20 protein-coding genes are annotated in these 24,442 nt (G+C 67.3%); 12 read left to right on the top strand and 8 right to left on the bottom strand.

Annotated features, from left to right (window positions below):
* The 3 genes from AUL33_RS17920 to AUL33_RS17930 form a co-directional block, all read left to right on the top strand.
* Nucleotides 1-812 (top strand): putative PEP-binding protein (locus AUL33_RS17920; protein ID WP_304491499.1); only part of this gene is annotated, 812 nt, incomplete at its 5' end.
* A gap of 120 nt (nt 813-932) precedes the next feature.
* Entirely contained in the window at nt 933-2,558 is a 1,626-nt protein-coding gene (locus tag AUL33_RS17925; protein ID WP_062211476.1) for a long-chain-fatty-acid--CoA ligase, read from the top strand.
* Nucleotides 2,559-2,629: 71 nt separating this feature from the next.
* On the top strand, nt 2,630-3,490 hold the full coding sequence (locus AUL33_RS17930) for a DUF1499 domain-containing protein (RefSeq protein ID WP_062211479.1): 861 nt from the start codon (nt 2,630-2,632) through the stop codon (nt 3,488-3,490).
* Between the two features lie 4 nt (nt 3,491-3,494).
* On the opposite strand, the gene AUL33_RS17935 is transcribed toward AUL33_RS17930, so the two are convergent.
* Nucleotides 3,495-4,400 carry an MBL fold metallo-hydrolase gene (locus tag AUL33_RS17935; protein WP_062211481.1) on the bottom strand — a complete coding sequence of 302 codons (906 nt, stop codon included), beginning with the start codon at nt 4,398-4,400 and terminating at the stop codon, nt 3,495-3,497.
* Nucleotides 4,401-4,484: 84 nt separating this feature from the next.
* Here AUL33_RS17935 and AUL33_RS17940 point away from each other — a divergent pair, with 84 nt between their 5' ends.
* Together AUL33_RS17940 and AUL33_RS17945 are read left to right on the top strand one after the other, a co-directional pair.
* The gene (locus AUL33_RS17940; protein ID WP_062211484.1) at nt 4,485-5,360 is read left to right on the top strand and encodes a rhodanese-related sulfurtransferase; all 876 of its coding nucleotides are present in this window, start codon (nt 4,485-4,487) and stop codon (nt 5,358-5,360) included.
* Between the two features lie 148 nt (nt 5,361-5,508).
* Nucleotides 5,509-5,877 carry a hypothetical protein gene (locus AUL33_RS17945; protein WP_062211487.1) on the top strand — a complete coding sequence of 123 codons (369 nt, stop codon included), beginning with the start codon at nt 5,509-5,511 and terminating at the stop codon, nt 5,875-5,877.
* Between the two features lie 33 nt (nt 5,878-5,910).
* Here AUL33_RS17945 and AUL33_RS17950 read toward each other — a convergent pair whose 3' ends face one another.
* The 5 genes from AUL33_RS17950 to AUL33_RS17965 all read right to left on the bottom strand — a co-directional run bounded on the left by AUL33_RS17950 (nt 5,911) and on the right by AUL33_RS17965 (nt 10,702).
* Entirely contained in the window at nt 5,911-6,885 is a 975-nt protein-coding gene (locus AUL33_RS17950; RefSeq protein WP_062211489.1) for a metal ABC transporter substrate-binding protein, read from the bottom strand.
* A gap of 154 nt (nt 6,886-7,039) precedes the next feature.
* On the bottom strand, nt 7,040-7,909 hold the full coding sequence (locus tag AUL33_RS17955; RefSeq protein ID WP_062211492.1) for a metal ABC transporter permease: 870 nt from the start codon (nt 7,907-7,909) through the stop codon (nt 7,040-7,042).
* On the bottom strand, nt 7,906-8,640 hold the full coding sequence (locus tag AUL33_RS17960; protein WP_062211496.1) for a metal ABC transporter ATP-binding protein: 735 nt from the start codon (nt 8,638-8,640) through the stop codon (nt 7,906-7,908). The genes AUL33_RS17955 and AUL33_RS17960 overlap by 4 nt, the downstream gene beginning before the upstream one ends.
* 1 nt (nt 8,641) lies before the next feature.
* Nucleotides 8,642-8,779 carry a hypothetical protein gene (locus AUL33_RS22310; protein ID WP_156419479.1) on the bottom strand — a complete coding sequence of 46 codons (138 nt, stop codon included), beginning with the start codon at nt 8,777-8,779 and terminating at the stop codon, nt 8,642-8,644.
* A 132-nt stretch (nt 8,780-8,911) separates the two neighbouring features.
* Nucleotides 8,912-10,702 (bottom strand): DEAD/DEAH box helicase, encoded by a 1,791-nt coding sequence (locus AUL33_RS17965; protein ID WP_062211499.1) that lies wholly within the window; start codon nt 10,700-10,702, stop codon nt 8,912-8,914.
* A 920-nt stretch (nt 10,703-11,622) separates the two neighbouring features.
* Here AUL33_RS17965 and AUL33_RS17970 point away from each other — a divergent pair.
* From AUL33_RS17970 to AUL33_RS17985, 4 genes are all read left to right on the top strand, one after another.
* Nucleotides 11,623-12,639, top strand: coding sequence for a sulfate ABC transporter substrate-binding protein (locus AUL33_RS17970; protein ID WP_062211503.1), 1,017 nt, complete (start codon nt 11,623-11,625; stop codon nt 12,637-12,639).
* Nucleotides 12,640-12,810: 171 nt separating this feature from the next.
* The gene (gene cysT, locus AUL33_RS17975; RefSeq protein ID WP_062211506.1) at nt 12,811-13,656 is read left to right on the top strand and encodes a sulfate ABC transporter permease subunit CysT; all 846 of its coding nucleotides are present in this window, start codon (nt 12,811-12,813) and stop codon (nt 13,654-13,656) included.
* Between the two features lie 16 nt (nt 13,657-13,672).
* Nucleotides 13,673-14,542, top strand: a complete 870-nt coding sequence (gene cysW, locus AUL33_RS17980) for a sulfate ABC transporter permease subunit CysW (protein ID WP_374754446.1) — start codon at nt 13,673-13,675, stop codon at nt 14,540-14,542.
* Nucleotides 14,543-14,559: 17 nt separating this feature from the next.
* On the top strand, nt 14,560-15,603 hold the full coding sequence (locus tag AUL33_RS17985; RefSeq protein WP_062211510.1) for a sulfate/molybdate ABC transporter ATP-binding protein: 1,044 nt from the start codon (nt 14,560-14,562) through the stop codon (nt 15,601-15,603).
* 3 nt (nt 15,604-15,606) lie between these two features.
* On the opposite strand, the gene AUL33_RS17990 is transcribed toward AUL33_RS17985, so the two are convergent.
* Nucleotides 15,607-16,539 carry a response regulator gene (locus AUL33_RS17990; protein ID WP_062211513.1) on the bottom strand — a complete coding sequence of 311 codons (933 nt, stop codon included), beginning with the start codon at nt 16,537-16,539 and terminating at the stop codon, nt 15,607-15,609.
* A gap of 25 nt (nt 16,540-16,564) precedes the next feature.
* On the bottom strand, nt 16,565-19,945 hold the full coding sequence (locus AUL33_RS17995; protein WP_062211516.1) for an ATP-binding protein: 3,381 nt from the start codon (nt 19,943-19,945) through the stop codon (nt 16,565-16,567).
* A 221-nt stretch (nt 19,946-20,166) separates the two neighbouring features.
* On the opposite strand from AUL33_RS17995, the gene urtA reads away from it, so the two are divergent.
* The 3 genes from urtA to urtC all read left to right on the top strand — a co-directional run bounded on the left by urtA (nt 20,167) and on the right by urtC (nt 24,380).
* Nucleotides 20,167-21,423, top strand: coding sequence for an urea ABC transporter substrate-binding protein (gene urtA, locus AUL33_RS18000; protein WP_062211781.1), 1,257 nt, complete (start codon nt 20,167-20,169; stop codon nt 21,421-21,423).
* A gap of 141 nt (nt 21,424-21,564) precedes the next feature.
* On the top strand, nt 21,565-23,220 hold the full coding sequence (gene urtB / locus AUL33_RS18005) for an urea ABC transporter permease subunit UrtB (RefSeq protein ID WP_082652714.1): 1,656 nt from the start codon (nt 21,565-21,567) through the stop codon (nt 23,218-23,220).
* The gene (urtC, locus tag AUL33_RS18010; RefSeq protein WP_062211519.1) at nt 23,217-24,380 is read left to right on the top strand and encodes an urea ABC transporter permease subunit UrtC; all 1,164 of its coding nucleotides are present in this window, start codon (nt 23,217-23,219) and stop codon (nt 24,378-24,380) included. The genes urtB and urtC overlap by 4 nt, the downstream gene beginning before the upstream one ends.
* Nucleotides 24,381-24,442 lie beyond the last annotated feature (62 nt).

Raw genomic sequence — 24,442 nt, forward strand, 5'->3', positions numbered from 1 at the left:
ACCCGCCGCTGCACGAGTTCCTGCCGAAGGGCGAGCAGGAGATCGCCGAGACGGCCGTGATGCTGGGGATCAGCGTCGAGGTGGTGACGGAGCGGATCGAGGCGCTGCACGAATTCAACCCGATGCTCGGCCACCGCGGCTGCCGCCTCGCGATCTCGCATCCCGAGATCGTCGAGATGCAGGCGCGTGCGATCTTCGAAGCGGCCATCGAGGCGGGCGAGCGCAAGGGCAAGGCCGTGGTTCCCGAGATCATGGTGCCGTTGGTCGGGCTTCGTAAGGAGCTCGACTTCGTCAAGGCGCGCATCGACGAGGTGGCCGAACTCGTGATCGCCGAGCGCGGCAAGAGCTTCACCTATCTCGTCGGCACGATGATCGAACTGCCGCGCGCCATCGTGCGCGCCGACACGATCGCCGAGGTCGCGGATTTCTTCTCCTTCGGCACCAACGACCTGACGCAGACCGTCTACGGCATCTCGCGCGACGACGCGGCCAACTTCCTCTCGACCTACGAGCGTCAGGGCATCATCGAGCGCGATCCGTTCCAGTCGCTCGACATCGAGGGCGTCGGCGAGTTGATCGCGATGGGTGTCGAGAAGGCGCGGCGCACCCGGCCCGACATCTCGCTCGGCGTCTGCGGCGAGCAGGGAGGCGATCCCACCTCCATCGCCTTCTTCGAGCAGACCGGCCTCGACTACGTCTCGTGCTCGCCCTACCGCGTGCCGATCGCCCGGCTCGCCGCCGCGCAGGCCGCGATTCGCTTCGAACGCGCCCTGCGCGCCGCCGCCGCGCCGAAGACCCGCGGCCGTATCTGACGGGAGCTTCGAGCGCGGCTTCGTGAAGGCCGGGCGCGCGCGCGAACTGGACAAAGAGGACGCGAACCGAAATCCTCACCCCAAGCGCCGGGCAACGGCGCATCGGGAGGACGATATCGCATGCTCGGACTGATGCAGGACTGGCCGCTTCTCTGCACGAAGGTGATCGACCACGCCGCCGAGAATCACGGGGGTCGCGAGGTCGTCTCCCGGTCCGTCGAGGGGCCGATCCACCGGACGAACTACCGCACGGTGCGCACCCGCGCGCTGCAGCTTGCCAAGCGCCTCGAGATGGAAGGTGTCGGCCGCGGCGACCGGATCGCCACGATGGCCTGGAACACGTGGCGCCATCTCGAATGCTGGTACGGCATCCTCGGCGTCGGCGCGGTCTATCACACGCTCAATCCACGCCTGTTCCCGGACCAGATCGCCTGGATCATGAACGACGCGCAAGACCGCATGGTCTTCGCCGACCTGACCTTCCTGCCGATTCTCGAGGCCATCGCGCCGCGCGTTCCCAGCCTGAAGCGGATCGTCGTCCTCACCGATGCCGCCCATCTGCCGCAAACGACGCTCGACGTCGTCGCCTACGAGGACTGGCTGGCGGAAGCCGACGAGGACTTCCGCTGGGTCGCCATGGACGAGCGAGACGCCGCTGGCATGTGCTACACGTCGGGCACGACGGGCAGCCCGAAGGGCGTCGTCTATTCGCATCGCTCGAACATCCTGCATTCCTTCATCGCCATTCAGCCGGACGCGATGAACCTCTCGTCGATGTCGCGGGCCATGCCGGTCGTGCCACTCTTCCACGCCAACGGTTGGGGTATCGCCTTCTCGTGCCCGATGGTCGGCGCGACGATGATCCTGCCCGGCCCGAAGATGGACGGCGCCTCGATCTGCGAGTTGCTCGTCGGCGAGCGGGTGACCTTCTCCGCCGCCGTTCCCACGGTCTGGCTGATGCTCCTGCAGCATCTGGAGAAGACCGGCGGGGCGCTGCCGGATCTCGGCCGCGTCGTGATCGGCGGTGCCGCGTGCCCGCGCGTCGTGACGGAGGCCTTCGAGACCCGCTACGGCGTCGAGGTCGTCCATGCCTGGGGCATGACCGAGACCAGCCCGCTCGGCACGCTCAACACCGCCAAGCCCGAAACCGGACACCAGACGGGCGCCGAACTCTTCGACCGCAAGCAGAAGCAGGGGCAGGTGCCCTTCGGCGTCGAGATGAAGGTGACGGACGACGAGAACCGCGAGCTGCCGCGCGACGGGCGCACCTTCGGCCGGCTGAAGGTGCGCGGCCCTGCCGTCTCCAGCGCCTATCACGGCGGGTCGGGACAGGAGGCGTTCGACGCGGAAGGCTGGTTCGATACCGGCGACGTCGCCCATATCGACGCGAACGGCACGATGCAGATCACCGACCGGGCCAAGGACGTCATCAAGTCGGGCGGCGAGTGGATCTCGACGATCGACCTCGAAAACCTCGCGGTCGGCCACCCCGACGTGCAGGAGGCCGCGGTGATCGGCGTCGCCCATCCCAAATGGGACGAGCGCCCGCTGCTCGTCGTGGTGCGCCGCGAGGGCACCGACGTGTCGCGCGAGGCATTGCTCGAGTTCCTGGCCGGCAAGGTTGCGAAATGGTGGATGCCGGACGACATCGCCTTCGTCGAGGAGATCCCGCACACCGCCACCGGCAAGATCCAGAAGATGGCCCTGCGCCAACAGTTCGCCGATTACCGCCTGCCGACGGCTTGAGCGAACTGTTGCGCGCGGAGGCGACCTGATAGGACTGCCTCCAGGATCTTGAGGCGCGAGGCGGAACCGCGGTGGCCGGACATTACCTGAGAACGCGGGCGCGATCGGCGGGGATCGCGTGGTCGCTCGGTGCCTTCGCTCTCGTGCTCATCCCCGTCTCGATCGCGTTTTTCCGCCTGCATCTGCTCGATCAGGAAACCCTCTCCTGGTCGCTTGCGCTCGCCGCGCTTCTCGCCTTGACGGGTCTTCTTCTGGCGATCTACGCGATCGCCCGCGTTTGGCATCGCGGCGCCTATGGCGGCGGGCGCGCCGTCGCGGCCTTCGCCGTCGGTTGTCTGGCCGTGCTGCCCTTCGTCGGGATCGCCGCGCTTTTCGCCGAGTATCCCGACGGCAACGCCGCCGAGACCACCGGCCTGACGACAGCCGCCGCGACCGTCTCGGACATGCCCGCGGCGATGCCGGACGCCGCGGCGAAGGACGTGCTCGTCGGGCAGGATTTTCGGGCCACCGCTTCGGTCGTCTACGGCGCGGCGCGCACCGCCATCGAGGCGAGCGGCATGGAGATCGTCGATGTCGCGACCTCGGCGATGCCCCGCGCCGACGACGCGGATCTCGGCGTCAGCGGCACGGTGCTGGTTCCGCTGCCGACGCCGCGCGACAGCGTCGATCCCGCCGAGCCCTATGATCGGTTCGCCGTGCCCGATGCCGACGAGTACACGATTCAGGCCATCGCCTACTCGCCGATCCTGGCCCTGCCGAGCGACGTGACGATCCGCATCGCGGAAGACGGCGACACGACGTTCGTCGACATGCGCTCGGCCTCCCGTACGCTGGAGCGCGATCTCGGGCAGAACCGCCGGATTGTACAGGGCTTCTTCACGCGCCTCGAGGCGGCGATGAACGTGCTCGAAGGCGTGACGCCGGAAAGCTGAGGGCTCAGGCGGGGGTGAAGACCGCGTCGATCGCCACCGGGCCTTCGGTCGCGATGAGCCCGCGTTCCGCAAGATCTTCGAGATGCGCGAGCACCGAGAGGCCAGCCGCGCCGTGGAGACGCGGATCGGTGCTGCGGTAGATCTGCGCGACGATGGCCGGGATGGTCCGGTCGCCCGCCCGGATGCGGGCGAGGATCGCGCCCTCGCGCATGCGACGATGGGTGCGCAGTGCCCGCACGAACGCCTGCGGTCGCTCCACCGGCCCGCCATGTCCCGGCAGATAGGTCGTGTCGTCGCGCTCCAGCAGGCGGTCGAGCGAAGTCATGAAGTCGGCCATCCGCCCGTCCGGCGGCGCGACGACGCTTGTCGCCCATGCCATGACGTGGTCGCCGGAAAAGAGGAGGCCGGTCCCTTCCAGCGCGAAGGCCATGTGATTGGCCGTGTGTCCGGGTGTCGCCACCGCCCGGAAGCGGCCTGCCGGCCACTCCGCAACCTCGCGGTCGGTCAGCCGCCGGTCGGGCACGAAGCTTCGGTCGGCGGCGGCGTCGAGGAGGTTGCGCTCGCCCTCGCGCAATGAGCGCGAGGTGCGGTGAATCCCCTCGCCGATGAGCGGCGCGCCTGTCTTCGCTGCCAGCGCATGGGCAAGGCCGGTGTGGTCGAGATGGGTGTGGGTGGCGAGGATGGCATCGACCGGCCGGCCCGCGATGGCGGCGAGCAGCGTTTGCAGATGGGCGGGATCGTCGGGACCGGGATCGATCACCACGACGCTCGTGGAGCCCACGACGTAGCTGTTGGTGCCGTGAAAGGTCATGGGGCCGGCGTTGGGGGCGGTGATGCGCAGGATGTTCGGCGCGACCGGGACCGCTTCGCCGTGGGCCGGCACGAAATGCGTATCGAGGGTGAGGCTCATGGCCGAACGAGGTCGCGCCACGTGGGCGCGAAGTCAAGTCGGGCCCGGTTTGATGCCGCCGCTCCCGCCCGATATAGGCAGGCGATGACCTGGACCGTTGCCGCCCTCTACCGTTTCACCGAGATCCGCGACCTCGACGCCATGAAGCGCGAGCTTCTCGCGTTCTGCGCCCAGCGCGAGATCTGCGGAACCCTGCTGCTGGCCGGCGAGGGCATCAACGGTACGATCGCGGGATCGGAGGCCGCGATCGACGACGTGATCGACGAACTCGATCGCCGGCTCGGCATCCGGCAGGGCGAGCTCAAGTTTTCGCAGGCGTCGGCCAGGCCGTTCCCGCGGCTGAAGGTGCGGATCCGGCCGGAAATCATCACGATGCGCGCGCCCGAAGCCAACCCGAACGAGCGCGCGGGAACCTACGTGACCCCGCAGGACTGGAACGCGGTGATCGCCGATCCCGACGTACTCGTGCTCGACACGCGCAACCGCTACGAGACGCGCGTCGGCACGTTCCGGAATGCGGTCGATCCGGGCATCGAGAGCTTCACCGAGTTCAAGGACTTCGTGGCCGAGACGCTGGACCCTGCCCGGCATCGCAAGATCGCGATGTTCTGCACCGGCGGCATCCGATGCGAGAAAGCCTCTGCCTACATGCTGGCCCACGGGTTCGACGAGGTGTTCCATCTGAAGGGCGGCATCCTGCAATATCTGGAGGACGTGCCGGCGGAGGAGAGCCGCTGGGAGGGCGAGTGCTACGTTTTCGACGGGCGCACCGCCGTCGGCCACGCGCTGGAAGAGGCGGAATGGCACCGCTGCTTCGGCTGCGGCGAACCGCTGACGCCGGAGGAGACGCAGCTGCCGTCGTTCGAGGCCGGGGTCTCCTGCACTCACTGCATCGACCGACTCACCCCGAAGCGCGCGGCGGGTCTGCGAATGCGACATTCGCAACGTTCGAGCCGGTAATCCACAAGTCCGGCGAGCCTGTGGATAAGTCTGCAGCGGCCGTGATCGCGCCGTTGTCGCAGCGCAGCAACCCGACCATAAATCGATTCAATTCATACCCTTGGTCGGAGTTTCGGCAGTGCACGCGTTTCGTGACCGAAAGCTACAGATGGCCGGTTTCGCAGGGTTGAGCGTCGTCGCGCTCTACCTCGTTTCGGACCGGATCGACGCCTTCGCCTTTGCGCCCACCGGCGGGACGGTGCGCGACCGCATCGCCGACATGCGCTCGACGCTGCCGGCCGACCAGTCCGATGGCACGGTGCTGGAGGACGTCGAGTTCGACGGCCGTCGCGTGACGCTCGCCTTCACCGGCGACGAGCGTATCGATATTCGCATGGTGCGCGACGCCGATCGCGACAGCCGCTGCAAGCTCTGGCGCAAGGCGTTGCGCTCGCGCGAAATTTCCAGCGTCGAGTATCGCTACCGGCTGCAGGGCAGCAGCACCTCGATGTTCCTCGACCGGACCGTCTGCGGCTGACGCGAGACGATCCGGTCGAGCGCTCGCTGAGCCTCAGCTCGTCTTCAGAGCCTTGACGATCTCGGCCGCATTCGAGCGGAACATCTGCTCGTAGGTCGGTGCCGGGCCGTTGGCGTCGGACAAGGCATCGGAAAAGAGCGAGCCGCCGATGCGCGCGCCGGTCTCGCGGGCGATCTGGTCGATCAACCGCGTGTCCGAGATGTTTTCGACAAAGACCGCAGTGATCTTCTCGGCCCGGATCTGGTCGATGATCTTGGCAACGTCGCCCGCCGAGGCTTCCGATTCCGTCGAGACGCCTTCGGGCGCGATGAACTGGATCCCATAGCTGCCGGCGAAATAGCCGAAGGCATCGTGCGAGGTCACGACTTTACGACGCTCGGCTGGAATGGCGGCGAGTTCGCTGCGGACCTGCGTATCCAGCGCTTTCAGCTCCGCCACGTAAGCCTCGCCCTTGGCGTGATAATCGGCGGCATTCTCAGGGTCGGCCTTGGCGAGGCCTTCTGCGATGTTGCGCGCATAGATCTCGCCGTTGCGAAGGTCCTGCCAGGCATGCGGATCGACCGCGCCATGATCGTGATCATGGTCATGACCGGCCTCGGCGGCATGATCGGCATGGGCTTCGTGCGTCTCGGCCTCTTCCTTTTCCGTTTCCTCCGGCGTGAAGGCGCGGGGCGTCACGCCGCTCGAGGCGACCACCGTCTCGCCCTTGAACTCCGAGGTCTTGACGAGGCGCGGCATCCAGCCTTCGAAATTCAGGCCGTTGACCACAAGAAGCTTGGCCTCGCCGAGCGCGCGGGCATCCTTGGGCGAGGGCTCGAAGACATGCGCGTCACCATTGGCACCGACGAGCGTGGTGACCTCGACATGGTCGCCGCCGATCTCGTGAACCATGTCGCCGAGGATCGAGAAGGAGGCGACGACCTTCAACGGGTCCTGCGCAAGGGCCGGCGAGAGCGCGGCGACGGACGCACCGAAGGCGAGGGCGAGACGGAGGGAACGAAGCGTCATGGAGGGACTCCTCTGAATGTCGCCGCTAGGCGAAAGCCTAGCCGGCGAGGGTTTCGACCGGCGAGCGCCGGGCATGCGAAAGCCTTCACCGTTCGCGAGCGGCGAGCGGTGGGGTGATGGGTTGGTGCGATAGGCTGAACCTGCCTGACGAGGTCTAGTGGTGGTGCCGAAGGCGGATGGAGCGGGCGGCGATGCTGTCGACCCGGCCGAACAGGACCGACACCGCGTAGGCGACGCTGGCGGACAGGATGATGGCGGGCGAGGCCGGCAGGTTCTGGTGGTAGGAGACGAGCAGCCCGGCGAGCGACGAGACGATGCCGATGAGGCCGGAGACCGCCATCTGGCCGGTCACGCTTTCCGACCAGAACCGCGCCGAGGCTGCCGGCAGCATCATGATGCCGACCACCATCAGCGTTCCCAGCGCCTGGAACCCGCCGACGAGATTGAGCACCACGAGGACGACGAACATCATGTGGATGGTGCCGCCGCCGCCGCCGACCGCGCGCAGGAAGCCGGGATCGAGGCATTCGGCGACGAGCGGGCGGTAGAACAGCGCGAGCACGGTGAGCGTCACGGTCGCGACGCCTGCCATCAGGAGGATCGCGGGATCGTCGAGCGCCAGCACCGTGCCGAACAGGACATGGAGGAGATCGACGTTTGAGCCGTTCACGGAGACGAGGAGCACGCCGAGACCGAGTGACGACAAGTAGAAGGCGGCGAAGCTCGCATCCTCCTTCAGCGGCGTGAAGCGCGAGACGAGGCCGGCGAGGACGGCGACGAGAAGGCCGGTGATCATGCCGCCGATCGTCATCGCGAAGAGCGAGAAACCGGCGAGGAGGAAGCCCACCGCGGCCCCCGGCAGGATCGCATGCGACATGGCATCGCCGACGAGGCTCATGCGGCGCAGCACCAGCATGACGCCGAGCGGGCAGGCGCCGAACGACAGGGCGAGGCAGCCGACGAGGGCGCGGCGCATGAAGCCGTAATCGACGAACGGGGCAAGCGCGAGGTCGTAGAGGCTCATGCCGCCATCCGCGGCGGGGCGTCGAGCCAGGATTCGCTCAGGTTGCGCGCGCTGCGCAGCTTGTCGGCGGTGAGCACGGCGTCGGTCGGCCCCCAGTCCACCAGTTCGCGGGCCATGAGCAGCGTCTCGGGAAAATGCTCTCGCACCAGTTCGATATCGTGCAGCACGGCGATGATCGTGCGGCCTTCTCCGTGCCAACCCTGCATGAGACGCACCAGATCCGACGTCGTTCGGGCGTCGATGGCGGTGAACGGCTCATCGAGCAGCAGCAGCTTCGCGTCCTGAACCAGCATCCGGGCAAACAGCGCGCGTTGAAGCTGGCCGCCGGACAGGGTGCCGATCGACCGATGCTCGAACCCTTCCAGCCCCACGGCGTGGATGGCCTCCAGCACCTTGTCGAGATGGCGTCCGGTGATCCGGCCGAAGACGCCGACGCGGCGCCAGGCACCGAGCGCCACGAGATCCATGACGTCGATCGGGAAGCTGCGGTCGATGTCGTTGGCCTGCGGCAGATAGGCGACGTCCCGCGCCGAGACGCCGGCCAGATGGATGCTGCCCTCCGACACGGGAACGAGGCCCATGATGCCCTTGAGGAGCGTCGACTTGCCGGCTCCGTTCGGCCCGACGATGGCGGTCAGCGATCCCTCGTGGAATCGGCCGCTGACATGATGCACCGCCGGATGGCGACGATAGGCGAGCGTCAGGTCGTGAAGTTCGACGGCTGCCGTCATCTCAGAGCGCCAGCGTCAGCGCGACGAGGAGCCAGAGGACGACGATCGGCCCAGCGACGACGGCCAGCCGGCCGGCTGCGGACTGGCGCAGCGCGGAGGGCCGGATAGAGGAACGGGACGGGGACAAGGGGCTCGGCATCGGATCCGTTCTCGGCGATTTTCATTTTGTTATAACATAACATTCGAGATCGCCAGAGGCTGAACGAAAAAAGGCCGGACCCATCGGGTCCGGCCTTTCGATCGATCGGCGAAGCGCGATCTCGCGCGCGGCTCAATCCTTGGCGGGGCGCGGCCGGCGGGGCTTGCCCTGCGCCTTGAATGATCCGCGCGGACCGGCATCGTCGGTCTTGCGCGTGAACGTGCGGGGATGCTGCGGCGGCTTGGAGCGGCCGGGACGATCGCCCGGCTTGCCGGCCGGCGGGGCGCCATCGGCATAGGTGATCGTGATGTCGTCGTCCGTGCCCTCGGCGGCTGCCGCGAATTTCTTCGCCACGGCCTCGGTGATCTCGAACTTGGTTTCCTTGTCGAAGATGCGGATGGCGCCGATGTCGTCGCGCGTGATCTTGCCGCGACGGCAGAGCAGCGGCAGCAGCCACTTCGGGTCGGCATTGTTGTTGCGGCCGATGTCCAGGTGGAACCAGACGGAGGGACCGGACGGACGCCCGCGCGGGCCATCGCTCTCGCCGCGTTCGGGACGACCCGGACGAGCGCCCTCGTCGCGCTCGCGCGGACCCTTCGAGTCGCGCGGCGTACCGGGATCGTAGATGTCCTCCGGTGCGGGGAGGCGCTGGCGATAGACGCGCGCGAAAGCGGCGGCGATCTCCTCGGCTGGGCGTTTGCGCAGGAGTTCGCGACCGAGCTCCAGATCTTCCTCGCTCGCCTCTTCGGTCAAGATCGGATCCGACAGGAGGCGGACGCGGTCGAGTTCGCGGATCTCGTCGGCCGACGGCGCAGCACTCCAGATCGGGCGGATGCGGGCATCGGTCAGCAGGCGCTCGGCCTTGCGGCGCTTCGACAGCGGCACCAGCAGGACCGACACGCCCTTGCGCCCGGCGCGGCCGGTACGGCCGGACCGGTGCTGCAGGGTCTCGGCGTCGTTCGGCAATTCGGCATGAATCACCAGCCCGAGGCTCGGCAGGTCGATGCCGCGGGCGGCGACGTCGGTGGCGACGCAGACGCGCGAGCGACCGTCCCGCAGCGACTGGAGCGCCTGGTTGCGCTCGGCCTGGCCCAGTTCGCCCGACAGCGCCACGGCGGCGAAGCCACGGTCGAGAAGGCCGGTGTGGAGGTGGCGCACCTGCTCGCGCGTGTTGCAGAACACGATGGCGGACGGTGACTCAGACTGCCGCAGCAGGTTGACCACCGCATGCTCGGTCTCGGTCGGAGCGATGCGGATCGCGCGATACTCGATGTCCACGTGGCTGGTCGAGCCGGCCGTGGCCTCGATGCGCAGGGCGTCGCGCTGGTAGCGCTTCGTCATCGCGGTGATCGACTTCGGCAGGGTGGCCGAGAAGAGCAGCGTGCGGCGGCTGGCCGGCGTCGCCTCGAGGATGAACTCGAGATCCTCGCGGAAGCCGAGGTTCAGCATCTCGTCGGCTTCGTCGAGAACCACGGCCTTCAGGTTGCCGATGCGCAGGCGACCGCGCTCCAGATGGTCGCGCAGGCGACCGGGGGTGCCGACGACAAGATGGGCGCCGCGGGCGAGCGCCTTCTGTTCGGCGCGCGGATCCATGCCGCCGACGCAGGTGACGACACGTGCGCCGGTCTTGGCATAGAGCCACTCGAGTTCACGCTGCACCTGCAGCGCCAGTTCGCGCGTCGGCGCGACGACGAGCGCCAGCGGCTCGCCGGCCTCGGACAGGCGGTCGGCGTCGCCGAGCAGGGTCGAGACGAGCGCGAGACCGTAAGCGACGGTCTTGCCGGAGCCGGTCTGGGCGGAGACGAGAAGATCGCGGCCCTCGGCTTCGGGCTCGAGAACGGCGTCCTGCACCGGGGTCGGATCGACATAGTTGCGCTCTTCGAGCGCGGCGGAAATAGCGGGATGGGTCGGGCGGAAAGGCACCGGGTCGTCCTTGGGTTGGGACGCTCCTGGCAACGGGCGTCCTCTTGCACGATCGTTGCCGATGGTGCCGTTCTTGCGGGAATGGCGGCAGCCCGAACCCGGCCGCAAACGGCCATGTCGGACATGCGACATGTCCCGGATCGCCCCGCATTCATGCGGAGGAAGTCGGGCGAACGTCTCTGAGCCACCTGTCGATGGCTGGCTATAGGCAAAGACGGCTGGAAAAGACAGCCCTTCGCGAAAGATCGCACGGATTCGATGCCTGCGAAGTCCTCACGCGTTGCGTCAGGACAGGCAGTGCTTGCCCATCATCTCACCGATGAGAACGCGGGGCGCCGTATCCCGACCCGGATCTGCGCCCCACCCGGACCAAGGTCTAGAGTGACAGCCCGATATTGATCGCCGCCAGCCACATGATGGTCGACAGCATCATACCGAACGTCAGCCCGCGGCATGCGCTCAGTGGATCCCAATGCTGGTCCATGGTCCGTCCCTCCCAAGGATCGCGTCGTCCGCCGCATGTATCGCACGCGTGCGGATCGAAGAGAGCGTACCGGTTTGCGTAGCGAGAGCAACGGCTTCGCCGACTTGTCTGCATCTTATTTCAGTTTTGAGACAGTTTTCGGTGCATAAGACGCCCGCTTTCCATGCAGGCGATCCGTGACGAGGGAATCGCCGCTCCTAGACGGATCACGCGTCCGTCCGCGGCCGAGGGGCAAACTTCCCGATATCTTCCCCAAGTTCGAGACCCGCCGGAGCGTCGCCCTCGTTCTTTAACCCCTGGAAGGCATGGCGTTTCGTAAACCGCAGCCTTTGAGAAAAACCCGTGGCAGTTCGCCCGAATGGGGGAGACCGGTGCGGCTTGACCGACATCGCGATCTGACAAACACTATTCCTACCGGAACAGTAGGATTTCACCGATGCTCGCTCTTCGAACGACGACCCTTGCCCTCGGCGCGATTCTCTCGCTCGCCATGCCGGCATTGGCGCAGACGGCGCTTCTCAACGTCTCCTACGATCCGACGCGCGAACTCTATCGCGACTTCAACGCCGAGTTCTCCAAGCACTGGGCGGCCGAAGGGCATGACGCGGTCGCCGTCCGCATGTCGCATGGCGGCTCGGGCGCGCAGGCCCGCACCGTGATCGACGGGCTCGACGCCGACGTCGTGACGCTGGCTCTGGAAGCCGATATCGACGCGATCTCGAAGGCGACGTCGAAGATCCCGGCCGACTGGCGTGGTCGCCTGCCGAACAATTCGGCGCCCTACACGTCGACGATCGTCTTCCTCGTTCGCAAGGACAATCCGAAGGCGATCAAGGATTGGGGCGATCTGGTGAAGGACGGCGTCGAGGTCATCACGCCGAACCCCAAGACGTCGGGCGGCGCGCGCTGGAACTATCTGGCCGCCTGGGCCTACGCCAACAAGACCTTCGGTAACGACCCCGCCAAGTCGCAGCAGTTCGTTTCCGACATCTACCGCCACGTGCCGGTGCTGGATGCCGGTGCCCGCGGCTCGACCACGACATTCGTGCAGCGCGGCATCGGCGACGTTCTGCTTGCCTGGGAGAACGAGGCGTTCCTGGCGCTCGAGGAACTCGGGCCCGACCAGTTCGAGATCATCGTTCCCTCGATCTCGATCCTCGCCGAGCCGCCGGTGGCGCTGGTCGATGGCAATGTCGACACGAAGGGCACGCGCGAGGTCGCGCAGGCCTATCTCGAATACCTCTATACGCCCGTGGGACAGACGATCGCGGCCAAGCACTACTACCGTCCGTCGACGCCCGATGCGGTGACCGACAAGGCGCTGCTCGACCGGTTCCCGAAGGTCGAACTCGTAGGGATCGACGATGCGCAGTTCGGCGGATGGGCCAAGGTCCAGCCCCAGCATTTCGGTGATGGCGGCGTGTTCGACCAGATCTACAAGCCCGGCAACTGACGCGCGCATTCCGTTCGTCCGCCTCCACCAGGAACCTCCGGCCCCCAGCGGCCGGAGGTTCGATGCGATTGACGGATCGATCGTCTGCACGACATGCTGGGCCGGTGGCCACCCAGCGCCAACCAACGGCCAGCCTCGGACGGGACACGACATGACGGGACATCGCGCACGATGAGCGCCCCCTTTCGCCTGCGGGCACCCAGCGTCATTCCAGGGTTCGGCCTGGCGCTGGGCTTTACGCTTTCCTACCTCGCGATCCTCGTGCTGCTGCCGCTGTCGGCGCTGATCTTCCGCAGCGCCAGCCTGGGCTGGGCGCAGTTCGTGGCGCTGGCCTTCGATCCGCGGGTGCTCGCGGCCCTGCGCCTGTCGTTCGGCGCCTCGCTCGTTGCGGCCTTGATCAACATGGTGTTCGGGCTGCTCGTCGCCTGGGTGCTCGTTCGCTACCGCTTTCCGGGGCGCCGCTTCGTGGATGCGGTCATCGATCTGCCCTTCGCGCTGCCGACCGCCGTCGCGGGCATCGCGCTCACCGCGCTCTACGCGCCGAACGGCTGGGTGGGGCAGGCCTTTGCGCCGCTCGGCATGAAGATCGCCTACACGCCGGTCGGCATCGTGGTGGCGCTGGTCTTCGTCTCGCTGCCGTTCGTGGTGCGAACGGTTCAGCCGGTGCTGGAAGAGATCGACGCCGAGCTGGAACAGGCGGCCGCGACCCTTGGCGCCAACCGCTTCCAGACCGTGACCCGCGTCGTCCTGCCGACGATCATGCCCTCGCTTCTCACCGGCTTCGCGCTGGCGCTCGCCCGTTCGGTCGGCGAGTACGGCTCGGTCATCTTCATTGCCGGCAACATCCCTTACGTGTCGGAAATCGCGCCGCTTCTGATCGTGATCCGGCTGGAGGAGTTCAATTACGGCGGAGCCACGGCTGTGGCGACGATCATGCTGCTCATCTCTTTCGCCATGCTGCTGGCGATCAATCTGATCCAGGCTTGGAGCCGCAGGAGGTACGGTCTTGGTGCTTGAGGCTTCGTTCTCCGCCGTGGACACCACAATCACCACCGCCCCGCGCAAGCCGGTGACCACCGAAAGCGACGGGGTGAAGTGGACGCTGATCTCGATCGCGCTCCTCTTTCTCGGGTTCTTCCTCTTCCTGCCGCTCGTGGCGGTGTTCGTGGAAGCCTTCCGCAACGGGCTGGGCGTCTACATCGCCGCCATCGTCGAGCCGGACGCTCTAGCCGCGATCAAGCTGACGCTGCTCGTCGCCGCGATCGCGGTGCCGATGAACCTCGTGTTCGGGTTGGCGGCGGCCTGGGCCATCGCCAAGTTCGAGTTCAAGGGCAAGGCGCTGCTGATCACGATGATCGACCTGCCGTTCTCGGTCTCGCCTGTCATCGCGGGCCTGATCTACATCCTACTTTTCGGGGCGCAGGGTTATCTCGCGCCGTACCTGCAGGGCACCGGCATCCAGATCGTCTTCGCGCTCCCGGGCATCGTCCTTGCCACCGTCTTCGTGACGCTGCCCTTCGTGGCGCGCGAGCTGATCCCGCTGATGCAGGAGCAGGGAACCGGAGACGAGGAGGCCGCGATTTCGCTGGGCGCTTCCGGCTGGAAGACCTTCTTCCGCGTGACGCTGCCGAACGTGCGCTGGGCGCTGCTCTACGGCGTGCTGCTCTGCAACGCCCGCGCCATGGGCGAATTCGGCGCGGTGTCGGTGATCTCGGGCCGCATCCGCGGACTGACCAGCACGATGCCGCTGCATGTCGAGATCCTCTACAACGAGTACGCCTTCTCGGCGGCCTTCGCGGTGGCCTCGATCCTTGCCTTCCTCGCCATCATCACGCTGTGCCTGAAAGCCGCCCTCGAATGGCGCTTCGCCGGCGACATGGCCGCTTCGCGCGGCGGACACTGACCCCAAGGACCGACCCCATGGAAATCCGCGTCCGCAACATCCGTAAGGAATTCGACCGCTACCCAGCGCTGCACGACGTCTCGCTCGACATCCGCTCGGGGGAACTGATCGCGCTGCTCGGGCCGTCGGGCTCCGGCAAGACGACGCTGCTGCGTCTCATCGCCGGGCTGGAGTTCCCGACCTCGGGCCGCATCTTCTTCGGCGAAGAGGATGCCTCGACCAAGAGCGTGCAGGACCGCAACGTCGGCTTCATGTTCCAGCACTACGCGCTGTTCAAGCATATGACGGTGGCCGAAAATATCGGCTTCGGCCTCAGCGTGCGGGACTCGAAGACGCGGCCGACGAAGGCCGAGATCCGCCGCCGGGCAAGCGAGCTCCTCGACCTCGTGCAACTCTCCGGCCTGGAAGATCGCTATCCGCAGCAGCTGTCGGGCGGCCAACGCCAGCGCGTCGCATTGGCCCGTGCATTGGCGATCGAACCGCGCATGCTGCTGCTCGACGAACCCTTCGGCGCGCTGGACGCCAAGGTGCGCAAGGATCTGCGCCGCTGGCTGCGCGAGCTTCACGACAAGATCGGCCTCACGACCGTCTTCGTGACGCATGACCAGGAAGAGGCGCTGGAACTCGCCGACCGCGTCGTGGTGATGAGCCAGGGGCGCATCGAGCAGGTGGGCTCGGCCGACGACATCTACGACCGGCCGGCCTCGCCCTTCGTCTTCTCCTTCATCGGCCAGTCCAACACGCTGCCGGTAAAGGTGCGGGGAGGCGAGATCGCCTATCGCGACATCGTTCTCGGCCGCACCGACGAGGCGGACGGCGAGTGGCAGATGTTCGTGCGTCCGCACGATCTGGAGGCGGCAGCGCCCGGTACGCCCGCACTTCGCGGCACGGTGTCGCTGTCGCGCCGCGCCGGGGGATCGCGCTTCTCCGAGTTCGCGCTCGGCGAGGACCGGCGGCGGATCGAGGTGGAGATGCCGGCGGGCGAGGGCGGCGAGCCCGGCTCCGAGCTGAACGTGCTGCCGCGCCGCTGGCAGCTCTATCCCGGCGGCGCGTCGGCCTGAGGGTCAGCGCTCGCGCAGCGTCTTCATCACGAGGAAGGTCGCGGACGCTCGGTTCTCGACTCCGAGCTTGGCGAAGACGACCTCGAGATGCTTGTTCACGGTGCGCGGGCTTAGCGTCAGGATCTCGGCGATGTCGCGGTTCGACTTGCCGCGCGCCAGCCAGAGCAGAACGTCGGCCTCCCGCGCCGTCAGCGGGAAATGCTGGCGCAGAAGCGCCTCGTCGCCGGCCGAATCATCGGCCGTCAGCCGGAAGAGATGCTCGTCTTCGCCGACCTTGCCGAGGAACGAGAGCTGCAGCTCGGTGCCGGCGGGCGAGGGCAGGGCAATGGGTGCGGGGGGCGCGCCCGAGCCCGCGCCTTGACTGAGCCAGATGCGCAACGCCTCCGGCAGCAGCATCGCGCCATCCGCGCTCGGAAGGGCGGTCTGCAGCAGGCGCGTCGCCTGCGGCGTCGACCAGAGCACCCGGCCTGCCCCGTCCGTCGCCAGAAGGAAGCGTCCGGCGGTGTCGAGCGCGGCGCGGGCGCTCTGCGCGGAGCGCGCATTGGCGAGATGGACGCGGATGCGGGCCAGAAGCTCGTCCGGCACGATCGGCTTCGTCACGTAGTCGACGCCGCCGGCCTCCAACCCCTTTACGACGTGCTCGGTGTCGGTGAGGCCGGTCATGAAGATCACCGGCACATGGCGAAGCGCCGCGTCCGCCTTCAACCGGCGCGTGGTCTCGAACCCGTCCAGGCCCGGCATGATCGCATCCATCAGCACGACGTCGGGCGTTACATGGCCGGCGATGCCGAGCGCCTGCTCGCCGTCGAGCGCCACGAGCACAGTGGCCCCGGACTGCTCGATCGCATCGGTGAGCATGCGCAGCGTATCGGGCGAATCGTCGACGACGAGGATGATGTCGCGTTCCCGGCCACCCCCAGTGGCTCGGCTACCCACGGTTGCCGCGCCGCCCCCCGGCGCGTCACTCAACCCCGATCGCCTCCAGCACGGCGACGAAGCGCTTCAGGTCGAAATTTCGGACGTGGACCCGAAGGTCTTCGGCGAACGGGCGAATGATGGGATCGGCCTCCAGAGCCGCGAGCTTCTGTTCGATCCCTCTGACATAGCCGATCCGGCCGAGCTGGAGAAGTTCGGCGACGTGCTCGGGTGACGGGGCGACGATCGGCGCAGCGGGTGCCGGGCGGGCCTTGGCATCCTCTTCCGCCGCGCTCGTCCATTCGATGTCCAGCGTGTCGCGGATGCGCGCCGTCAACTGGCGGAGGTCGAAGGGCTTGGGCACCATGCCCTGCACCACCAGATCCTCCTCGGCGGGAACGAGAGGAGTGTCGGCGAGCGTCGCCGACAGCATGAGGATGGCGCCGCTCTGGCCGCCGGCCCGCAGCGTCCGCGCGAGGGTCCAGCCGTCCATGCCCGGCATCTGGATGTCGAGGAGGAAGAGGTCGGGGCGGATCTCGGCCACCAGCGACAGCGCGGTCGGCCCGTCGGCGGCGGTGAGGACGATGAAGCCGACCGGCCTCAGCACCTCCACCATGAGGTCGCGATGGGTCTCGTCGTCGTCCACCACGAGGATCGTGCGCCGCGCGCCGCGATAGCCGCGCACCGGTTCGGCGGGTTCGGCCGTCTTGGCCGCCGCCCGGCCGTTGCTGCCGGCGACGGCCGACAGCATCACCTTGACCTCGAAGCGGCTGCCCAAGCCGGCGGTGCTCTCGACCTTGACGTCGCCGCCCATCAGGTTGGCCAGAAGGCGCGTGATCGTCAGCCCGAGGCCGAGGCCCGGGGCCTTGCCGCGCGCCGCGCTGCCCCGCTCGAACGGCTCGAAGACCCGCGCCAACTCGTCGGCGGCAATGCCCGGCCCGGTGTCGGTGACGGTGAGCGTCGCCACCTGGCTGCGATAGGCGACGTCGAACGTGACGCTGCCGCGCTCGGTGTATTTCACCGCGTTCGACAGGATGTTGATGAGGATCTGCCGCAGGCGCTTCTCGTCGGTTCGCACGGTTTCGGGCAGGACCGCCGGACGGTTGAAGCGGAAGTCGAGGCCCTTGGCGGAGGCCTGCAGCGCGAACATGTCGACGAGCTGGGCAAGGAAGTCGGCGAGCTGCACCTCGCCGCGCTGCAACTGGAGACGGCCGGTCTCGATCTTGGAAATGTCGAGAAGCCCGTCGATCAGGCCCGACAGGTGCTCGGCAGATCGTCGGATGACGCGGATGCCGCCGACCTTGGCAGGCGGGATCGCCGCATCCTGTTCGAGAAGCTGCGCATAGCCGAGCACGGCGTTGAGCGGCGTGCGCAGCTCGTGGCTCATGCCGACGACGTAGCGGCTCTTGGCGAGGCTCGCTGCCTCCGCCATCTCCTTGGCCGATTGCAGCGCTGCGTCGGTGCGTCGGTGCGCCTCGATTTCCTTCAGGAGCAGCGTCGTCTGGCGGGCGGATTCCTCCTGCGCGACGCGCCGGCTCTCCTGCGCCAGCACGAAGAACCAGGTCGAGATGCCGGCGACGATGAGGAGGATGAAGAACGCCGCCCAGAGCGCCTTGGCGATCACCTCCGTGTCGTCGGGGCTGGCGAGGATCGCCTGATAGTAGATGATCGAGAGGACGATGGAGATGATGGCGGCAAGCAGCGTCAGCCCGCCGAGATAATGGCCGAGGCGTGAGTTGATCCGTCGTGCAACGGTTGTCGGCAGGGTGGCGTGGGCCGCCGATGCGACCTGCGCCGAAAAGCGGGCGTGCGGCTTGCAGAGGTCGTGGCAGCGCGCGTCGAGCGAGCAGCAGAGCGAGCAGATCGGCGCGGCATAGGCCGGGCAATAGGCCATGTCCTCGGGTTCGAACGCGTGTTCGCAGATCGAGCAGTCGATCTCCACCCGGTCCTTCCAGGCGGTGCGCGGCTTGCGGGCAAGGTAGTAGCGCCCGTCCGTGGCGTAGGCGATGAGAGGCGCAGTGATCATGGCGACGCCGAGCGCCACGAAGGCCGACAGCGCCTCCGCCGTCTCGCCCAGCCAGCCGCCGAAGGCGATGAGCGAGATCAGCGTCGCCAGCCCCATGGAGCCGAGCCCCACGGGGTTGAGATCGTAGAGATGCGCCCGCTTGAACTCGATGCCCTTGGGCGACAGGCCGAGAGGCTTGTTGATGGCGAGGTCTGCGACGATGGCGCCGAGCCATGCCACCGCGACATTGGCGAAGAGGCCGAACGTGACCTCGAGCGCACCGTAGATTCCGAGCTCCATGAGAAGAAGCGCGATCGCGACGTTGAAGACCAGCCAGACGACGCGGCCGGGATGGCTGTGGGTGAGGCGCGAGAAGAAGTTCGACCAGGCGAGCGACCCCGCATAGGCGTTCATCACGTTGATCTTGAGTTGCGACACGACGACGAAAGCCGCCGTCAGCACCGCCGCGGCAACGGGCGAGGGCAAGACGAAGCCGAACGCGATGTCGTACATGTAGGCGGGTTCCGAGGCGTGCTCGGGCGCGACGCCCGAGCGCAGCGCCAGCACCGCCAGGAAGGACCCGAAGAAGAGCTTCGGCGCGCCCAGCACGATCCAGCCGGGGCCGGCCGAGAACAGCGCGAACCACCAGGAGCGCGACGGTTTGCCCTCCTGCGCCGGCAGGAAGCGCAGGATGTCGACCTGCTCGCCGATCTGCGGCATCAGCGCCAGGATCACCGATGCGGCGGCGCCGAACTTGAGGATGTCGAGCGCGTTGGCGCCGGCGGGATCGTCGAGGCCGGGAAAGTTCACCCAGGCGTCCAGCGAGCCCCAGTCCTGCCATAGGATGAACCCCACCGGCAGGATGTTGAGGACGATCCACATCGGTTGGGTGAGAAGCTGGAACCGGCTGATCCAGGCGACGCCATGTGTCACCAGCGGCACCACGGCGACGGCCGAGATGATGTAGCCGAGCCAGAGCGGAATGCCGAAGGCGAGCTCCAGCGCGGCCGTCATGATCGAGGCTTCGACCGCGAAGAGGATGAAGGTGAAGGTGGCGTAGATCAGCGAGGTGATGGTCGAGCCGATGTAGCCGAAGCCCGCGCCGCGCGTCAGGAGATCGATGTCGACGCCGTATTTCGCCGCATAGTGGCTGATCGGGATGCCGGTCAGGAGCAGGAGAATGCCGACCACGACGATGGCGGCGGCGGCGTTGGTGAAGCCGAAGGAAAGGGTGATCGCACCGCCCACGGCCTCCAGCGCCAGGAAGGAGATGGCGCCGATCGCGGTCTGCGACACGCGCGGCGCGGTCCAGCGGCGGGCCTTCTTGGCGGTGAAGCGCAGCGCGTAGTCTTCGAGCGTCTGGTTGGCGACCCAGCGATTGTACTCGCGCCGGACGGGTAGGATGCGCTGCCGCCCTGTCATGTCGGTCCTTCGATCGGGGACGCACGCCCTGCGCCGCACTCAAGGTCTTAGACCGCGGCGGCCGGCACCGGTCTACGTCATTTAACGTATACCGCTCGTTCATATTCCAGCCGAAGGTCCCCGGCAGCGGCGAGTGCGCCGCAGCAAATCTCGACTCGAGGGGACCACCCATGCGACTTTCCACGAAAGCCGGCTGGCTCTTGGGCGCCTATGCGGGAGCCATGATGGCTGCCGGCGCCAATGCCTATGCTGCGGACGACACGATCAAGGTCGGCATCCTCCATTCGCTCTCGGGCACGATGGCGATCTCGGAGACGACGCTGAAGGACGCCATGCTGATGCTCATCGACGAGCAGAACGCCAAGGGCGGCCTGCTCGGCAAGAAGCTGGAAGCGGTGGTGGTCGATCCCGCCTCCGATTGGCCGCTCTTCGCCGAGAAGGCGCGTGGGCTGATCGCGCAGGACAAGGTCGCCGCCGTGTTCGGCTGCTGGACCAGCGTGTCGCGCAAGTCCGTGCTGCCGGTCTTCAAGGAACTCGACAGCGTCCTCTTCTACCCCGTCCAGTACGAGGGCGAGGAGTCCGAGCGCAACGTCTTCTACACCGGCGCCGCGCCGAACCAGCAGGCGATCCCGGCCGTCGACTACCTGATGGGAGAGGGCGTCGAGCGTTGGGTGCTGGAAGGCACCGACTACGTCTATCCGCGCACCACGAACAAGATCCTCGAGGCCTATCTGCAGTCGAAGGGCGTGGCGCCCGAGGACATCAAGATCAACTACACGCCGTTCGGCTTCTCCGACTGGCAGACCGAAGTCGCCGCGATCAAGGAATTCGGCGCCTCGGGCAAGAAGACCGCCGTGGTCTCGACCGTCAACGGCGACGCCAACGTGCCGTTCTACAAGGAACTGGCCAACCAGGGCATCACTGCCGAGCAGACGCCGGTCATGGCCTTCTCGGTCGGCGAGGAAGAGCTGGCGGGCATCGACACCAAGCCGCTCGTCGGCCATCTGGCGGCCTGGAACTACTTCCAGTCGGTCGAGACACCCGAAAACGAGGCGTTCATCGCCAAGTGGAGGGAGTTCACCAAGAACGACAAGCGCGTCACCAACGACCCGATGGAAGCCCATTACATCGGCTTCAACATGTGGGTGAAGGCGGTCGAGAAGGCCGGCACGGTCGATCCCGACGCAGTGATCGACGCGATGGTGGGCGTTTCCGTGCCCAACCTCACCGGTGGCTACTCGTCGATGGGCGCCAACCATCACATCACCAAGCCGGTGCTGATCGGCGAGATCCAGGACGATGGCCAGTTCGAGGTCGTCTACGAGACGCCCGGCCTGGTGCTCGGCGACGAATGGTCCGACTTCCTGCCGGAATCGAAGCCGCTGATCGCCGACTGGCGCGCGCCGATGTCCTGCGGAAACTTCAACACGGCCACCGGCAAGTGCGGCGGCGCGGGCGCGCAGGCCGCTGCCAACTGAGCCGACGGCTCCCGGCCTGTCTCCCGAGGCAGGCCGTCGCACCAGGGAGGTCCGATCCCCGCGGATCGGGCCTCCTGCTTCTTTCCATCCTTTCGACGCCGCGCCGGGGCCATCGTGTCCGTGGCGACAGGGAACGGACCGATGACGACCACCCTCCGCGAAGCCGTGTCCGGCTTCCTCGACGTCCTTGCCGTGGCGCTCGCGCTTCTGGCCGGCGCCTTCCTCGCCATGGGCGGGCGAGCTTACGCGCAGGCCGCAGATCCGGCCGCGATCATCCAGCAGTTCGGCGGCAAGAAGAGCTTCGACGACACCGAGGCGACCATCAAGGCGCTCGCCGCCACCGGCGATCCGGAGGTCGCTCGCGCGCTCAATGCGCTCGCCGACGGCAACCTCTACTATGGCAAGACGGACGGGCGCGTCGTGATCGGTGAGGCGAAGGGCGCCGCCATCGCGGCGAGCGATCCACTCACCGGCGCGAGCCTCGGCGAACAGCCGAAGGCAGCGCTCGAAAAGGTCCGCGTCAAGAATTCTATCCGTACGCTCGTCGCCGATGCGATGGGCGCGCTCACCCTCGGCTCGCCCGATCCCGTGCGCCGCCTCGGCGCCGCCACCTCGCTCTTCGAGAATGCCGAGCCGGCGCAACTGCCGATGCTCGATGCCGCGATCGCCAAGGAAGACGTTCCGGCGATCCGCACCAAGCTCGGCGAGGCCCGCGCCGTTGCGGTGCTGCGCTCGGAGGCGCCCAGCGAAGACAAGCTCGCCGCCATCGAGATCCTGACGCAGCGCGGCGACCGTTCGGCGCAGAACGTTCTGGCGAGCGTCGAGGGTAGTTCCGACCCGGCGATCGCCGCCGCCGCCAAGACCGGTGTCGCCGCGATCGCGCAGACGATCTCGCTTTGGGCCGCGATCCAGAACGTCTGGTACGGATTGTCGCTCGGCTCGGTGCTGCTGCTCGCCGCCATCGGTCTCGCCATCACCTTCGGCGTCATGGGCGTGATCAACATGGCGCATGGCGAGATGGTCATGCTCGGCGCCTACACGACCTTCGTCGTGCAGCAGACGATGCGCGACCACGCCCCGCAATGGCTGGACTACAGCCTGGCGCTGGCGCTGCCGCTCGCCTTCCTCGTCGCCGGCTTCGTCGGCTTCGTGATGGAGCGCGGCCTGATCCGCTTCCTCTACGGCCGGCCGCTGGAAACGCTGCTGGCGACCTTCGGCGTCTCGCTCATCCTCCAGCAGGCGATCCGCACGATCTTCGGGCCGACGAACCGCGAGGTCGGCAATCCCTCGTGGATGTCCGGCTCCTTCGACGTCGGGCTGATGTCGGTGACGTGGAACCGGCTCTGGATCATCGTCTTCGCGCTCGCCGTCTTCTCCGCGCTGCTCTTTGCGCTCAACCGCACCTCGGCCGGCCTCAAGATGCGCGCCGTCACGCAGAACCGGAAGATGGCGGCCGCGATGGGCATCCGCACGCCGATGGTGGACGCGATGACCTTCGCGCTGGGCTCGGGCATCGCCGGCATGGCCGGGGTCGCGCTCTCCCAGATCGACAACGTCTCGCCCGATCTCGGGCAGGGCTACATCATCGACAGCTTCATGGTCGTGGTGTTCGGCGGGGTCGGCAATCTCTGGGGCACGCTCGTCGGCGCCATGTCGCTCGGCATCGTCAACAAGCTGCTGGAGCCCTATGCCGGGGCCGTCCTCGGCAAGATCGTGGTGCTCGTCCTCATCATCCTCTTCATCCAGAAGAAGCCGCGCGGGCTCTTCGCCCTCAAGGGAAGGTTCGTCGACGCATGATCACCGCCCGCTTTCTCGGCCCTCGCGTCGTCTGGCTGGCGCTCGCGCTCCTCCTCGCCGCCGTCCTCGTTCCGCTCTCGAACCTCTGGCTCGATGCCGGCCATCCGCTGCGCATCCCCGACTACATGATGCCGCTGCTCGGCAAGTATCTCGCCTACGCGATCCTGGCGCTCGCGCTCGATCTCGTCTGGGGCTATGTCGGCATCCTCTCGCTCGGCCACGGCGCGTTCTTCGCGCTCGGCGGCTATGCGATGGGCATGTATCTGATGCGCCAGATCGGCGACCGCGGCACCTATGGCAACGCCGTGCTGCCGGACTTCATGGTGTTCCTGAACTACCGCGAACTGCCCTGGTTCTGGCTGGGCTTCGACCAGTTCTGGTTCGCGGCGCTGATGGTCGTGGTGGTGCCCGGCCTTCTGGCCTTCCTCTTCGGCTACTTCGCCTTCCGCTCGCGCGTCACCGGCGTCTACCTGTCGATCATCACGCAGGCGATGACCTACGCCCTGCTGCTCGCCTTCTTCCGCAACGACATGGGGTTCGGCGGCAACAACGGCCTGACCGACTTCAAGGAGATCCTGGGCTTTCCGATCCAGGCCGGCACGACCCGCGCCGGGCTGTTCGCCGCCACAGCCGTCATCCTTGCCGGGTTCGTGCTGATGGTCGGCGCCATCACCCGTTCCAAGCTCGGGCTGCTCATGGTCGCGGTGCGCGACGCGGAGAGCCGGACGCGCTTTCTCGGCTGGCGGGCCGAGCATGTGAAGCTGTTCGCCTTCACGCTGTCGGCCGTCATGGCCGGCGTTGCCGGGGCGCTCTACGTGCCGCAGGTCGGCATTATCAACCCCGGCGAGTTCGCGCCGCTCAACTCGATCGAGGTGGTGGTCTGGACGGCGGTCGGGGGACGCGGGACGATCCTCGGGCCAGTGATCGGCGCGCTGCTGGTCAACGGCGGCAAGAGCTACTTCACGGCCGCGGCGCCCGAAGCCTGGCTCTTCATCCTCGGCGGGCTCTTCGTGGTGGTGACGCTGTTCCTGCCGCGCGGCATCGTCGGCACGATCGACCACGGCTGGTCTGCGCTCGGTGATCGCCGCCGCGCCGCCCGCGCCGAGAAGGGCACGGCCGAGGCCGGCAGCGCCGCCCCCGTCGCCAATCCCGCGGAGTGAAGACGATGACGCTTCCCGACTTCGACCCCGCCGACGCCCGTCCGATCCGCGTCTCGCCGCAT

It is taken from the genome of Aureimonas sp. AU12 (genome assembly GCF_001463705.1).
Taxonomy (GTDB): domain Bacteria; phylum Pseudomonadota; class Alphaproteobacteria; order Rhizobiales; family Rhizobiaceae; genus Aureimonas.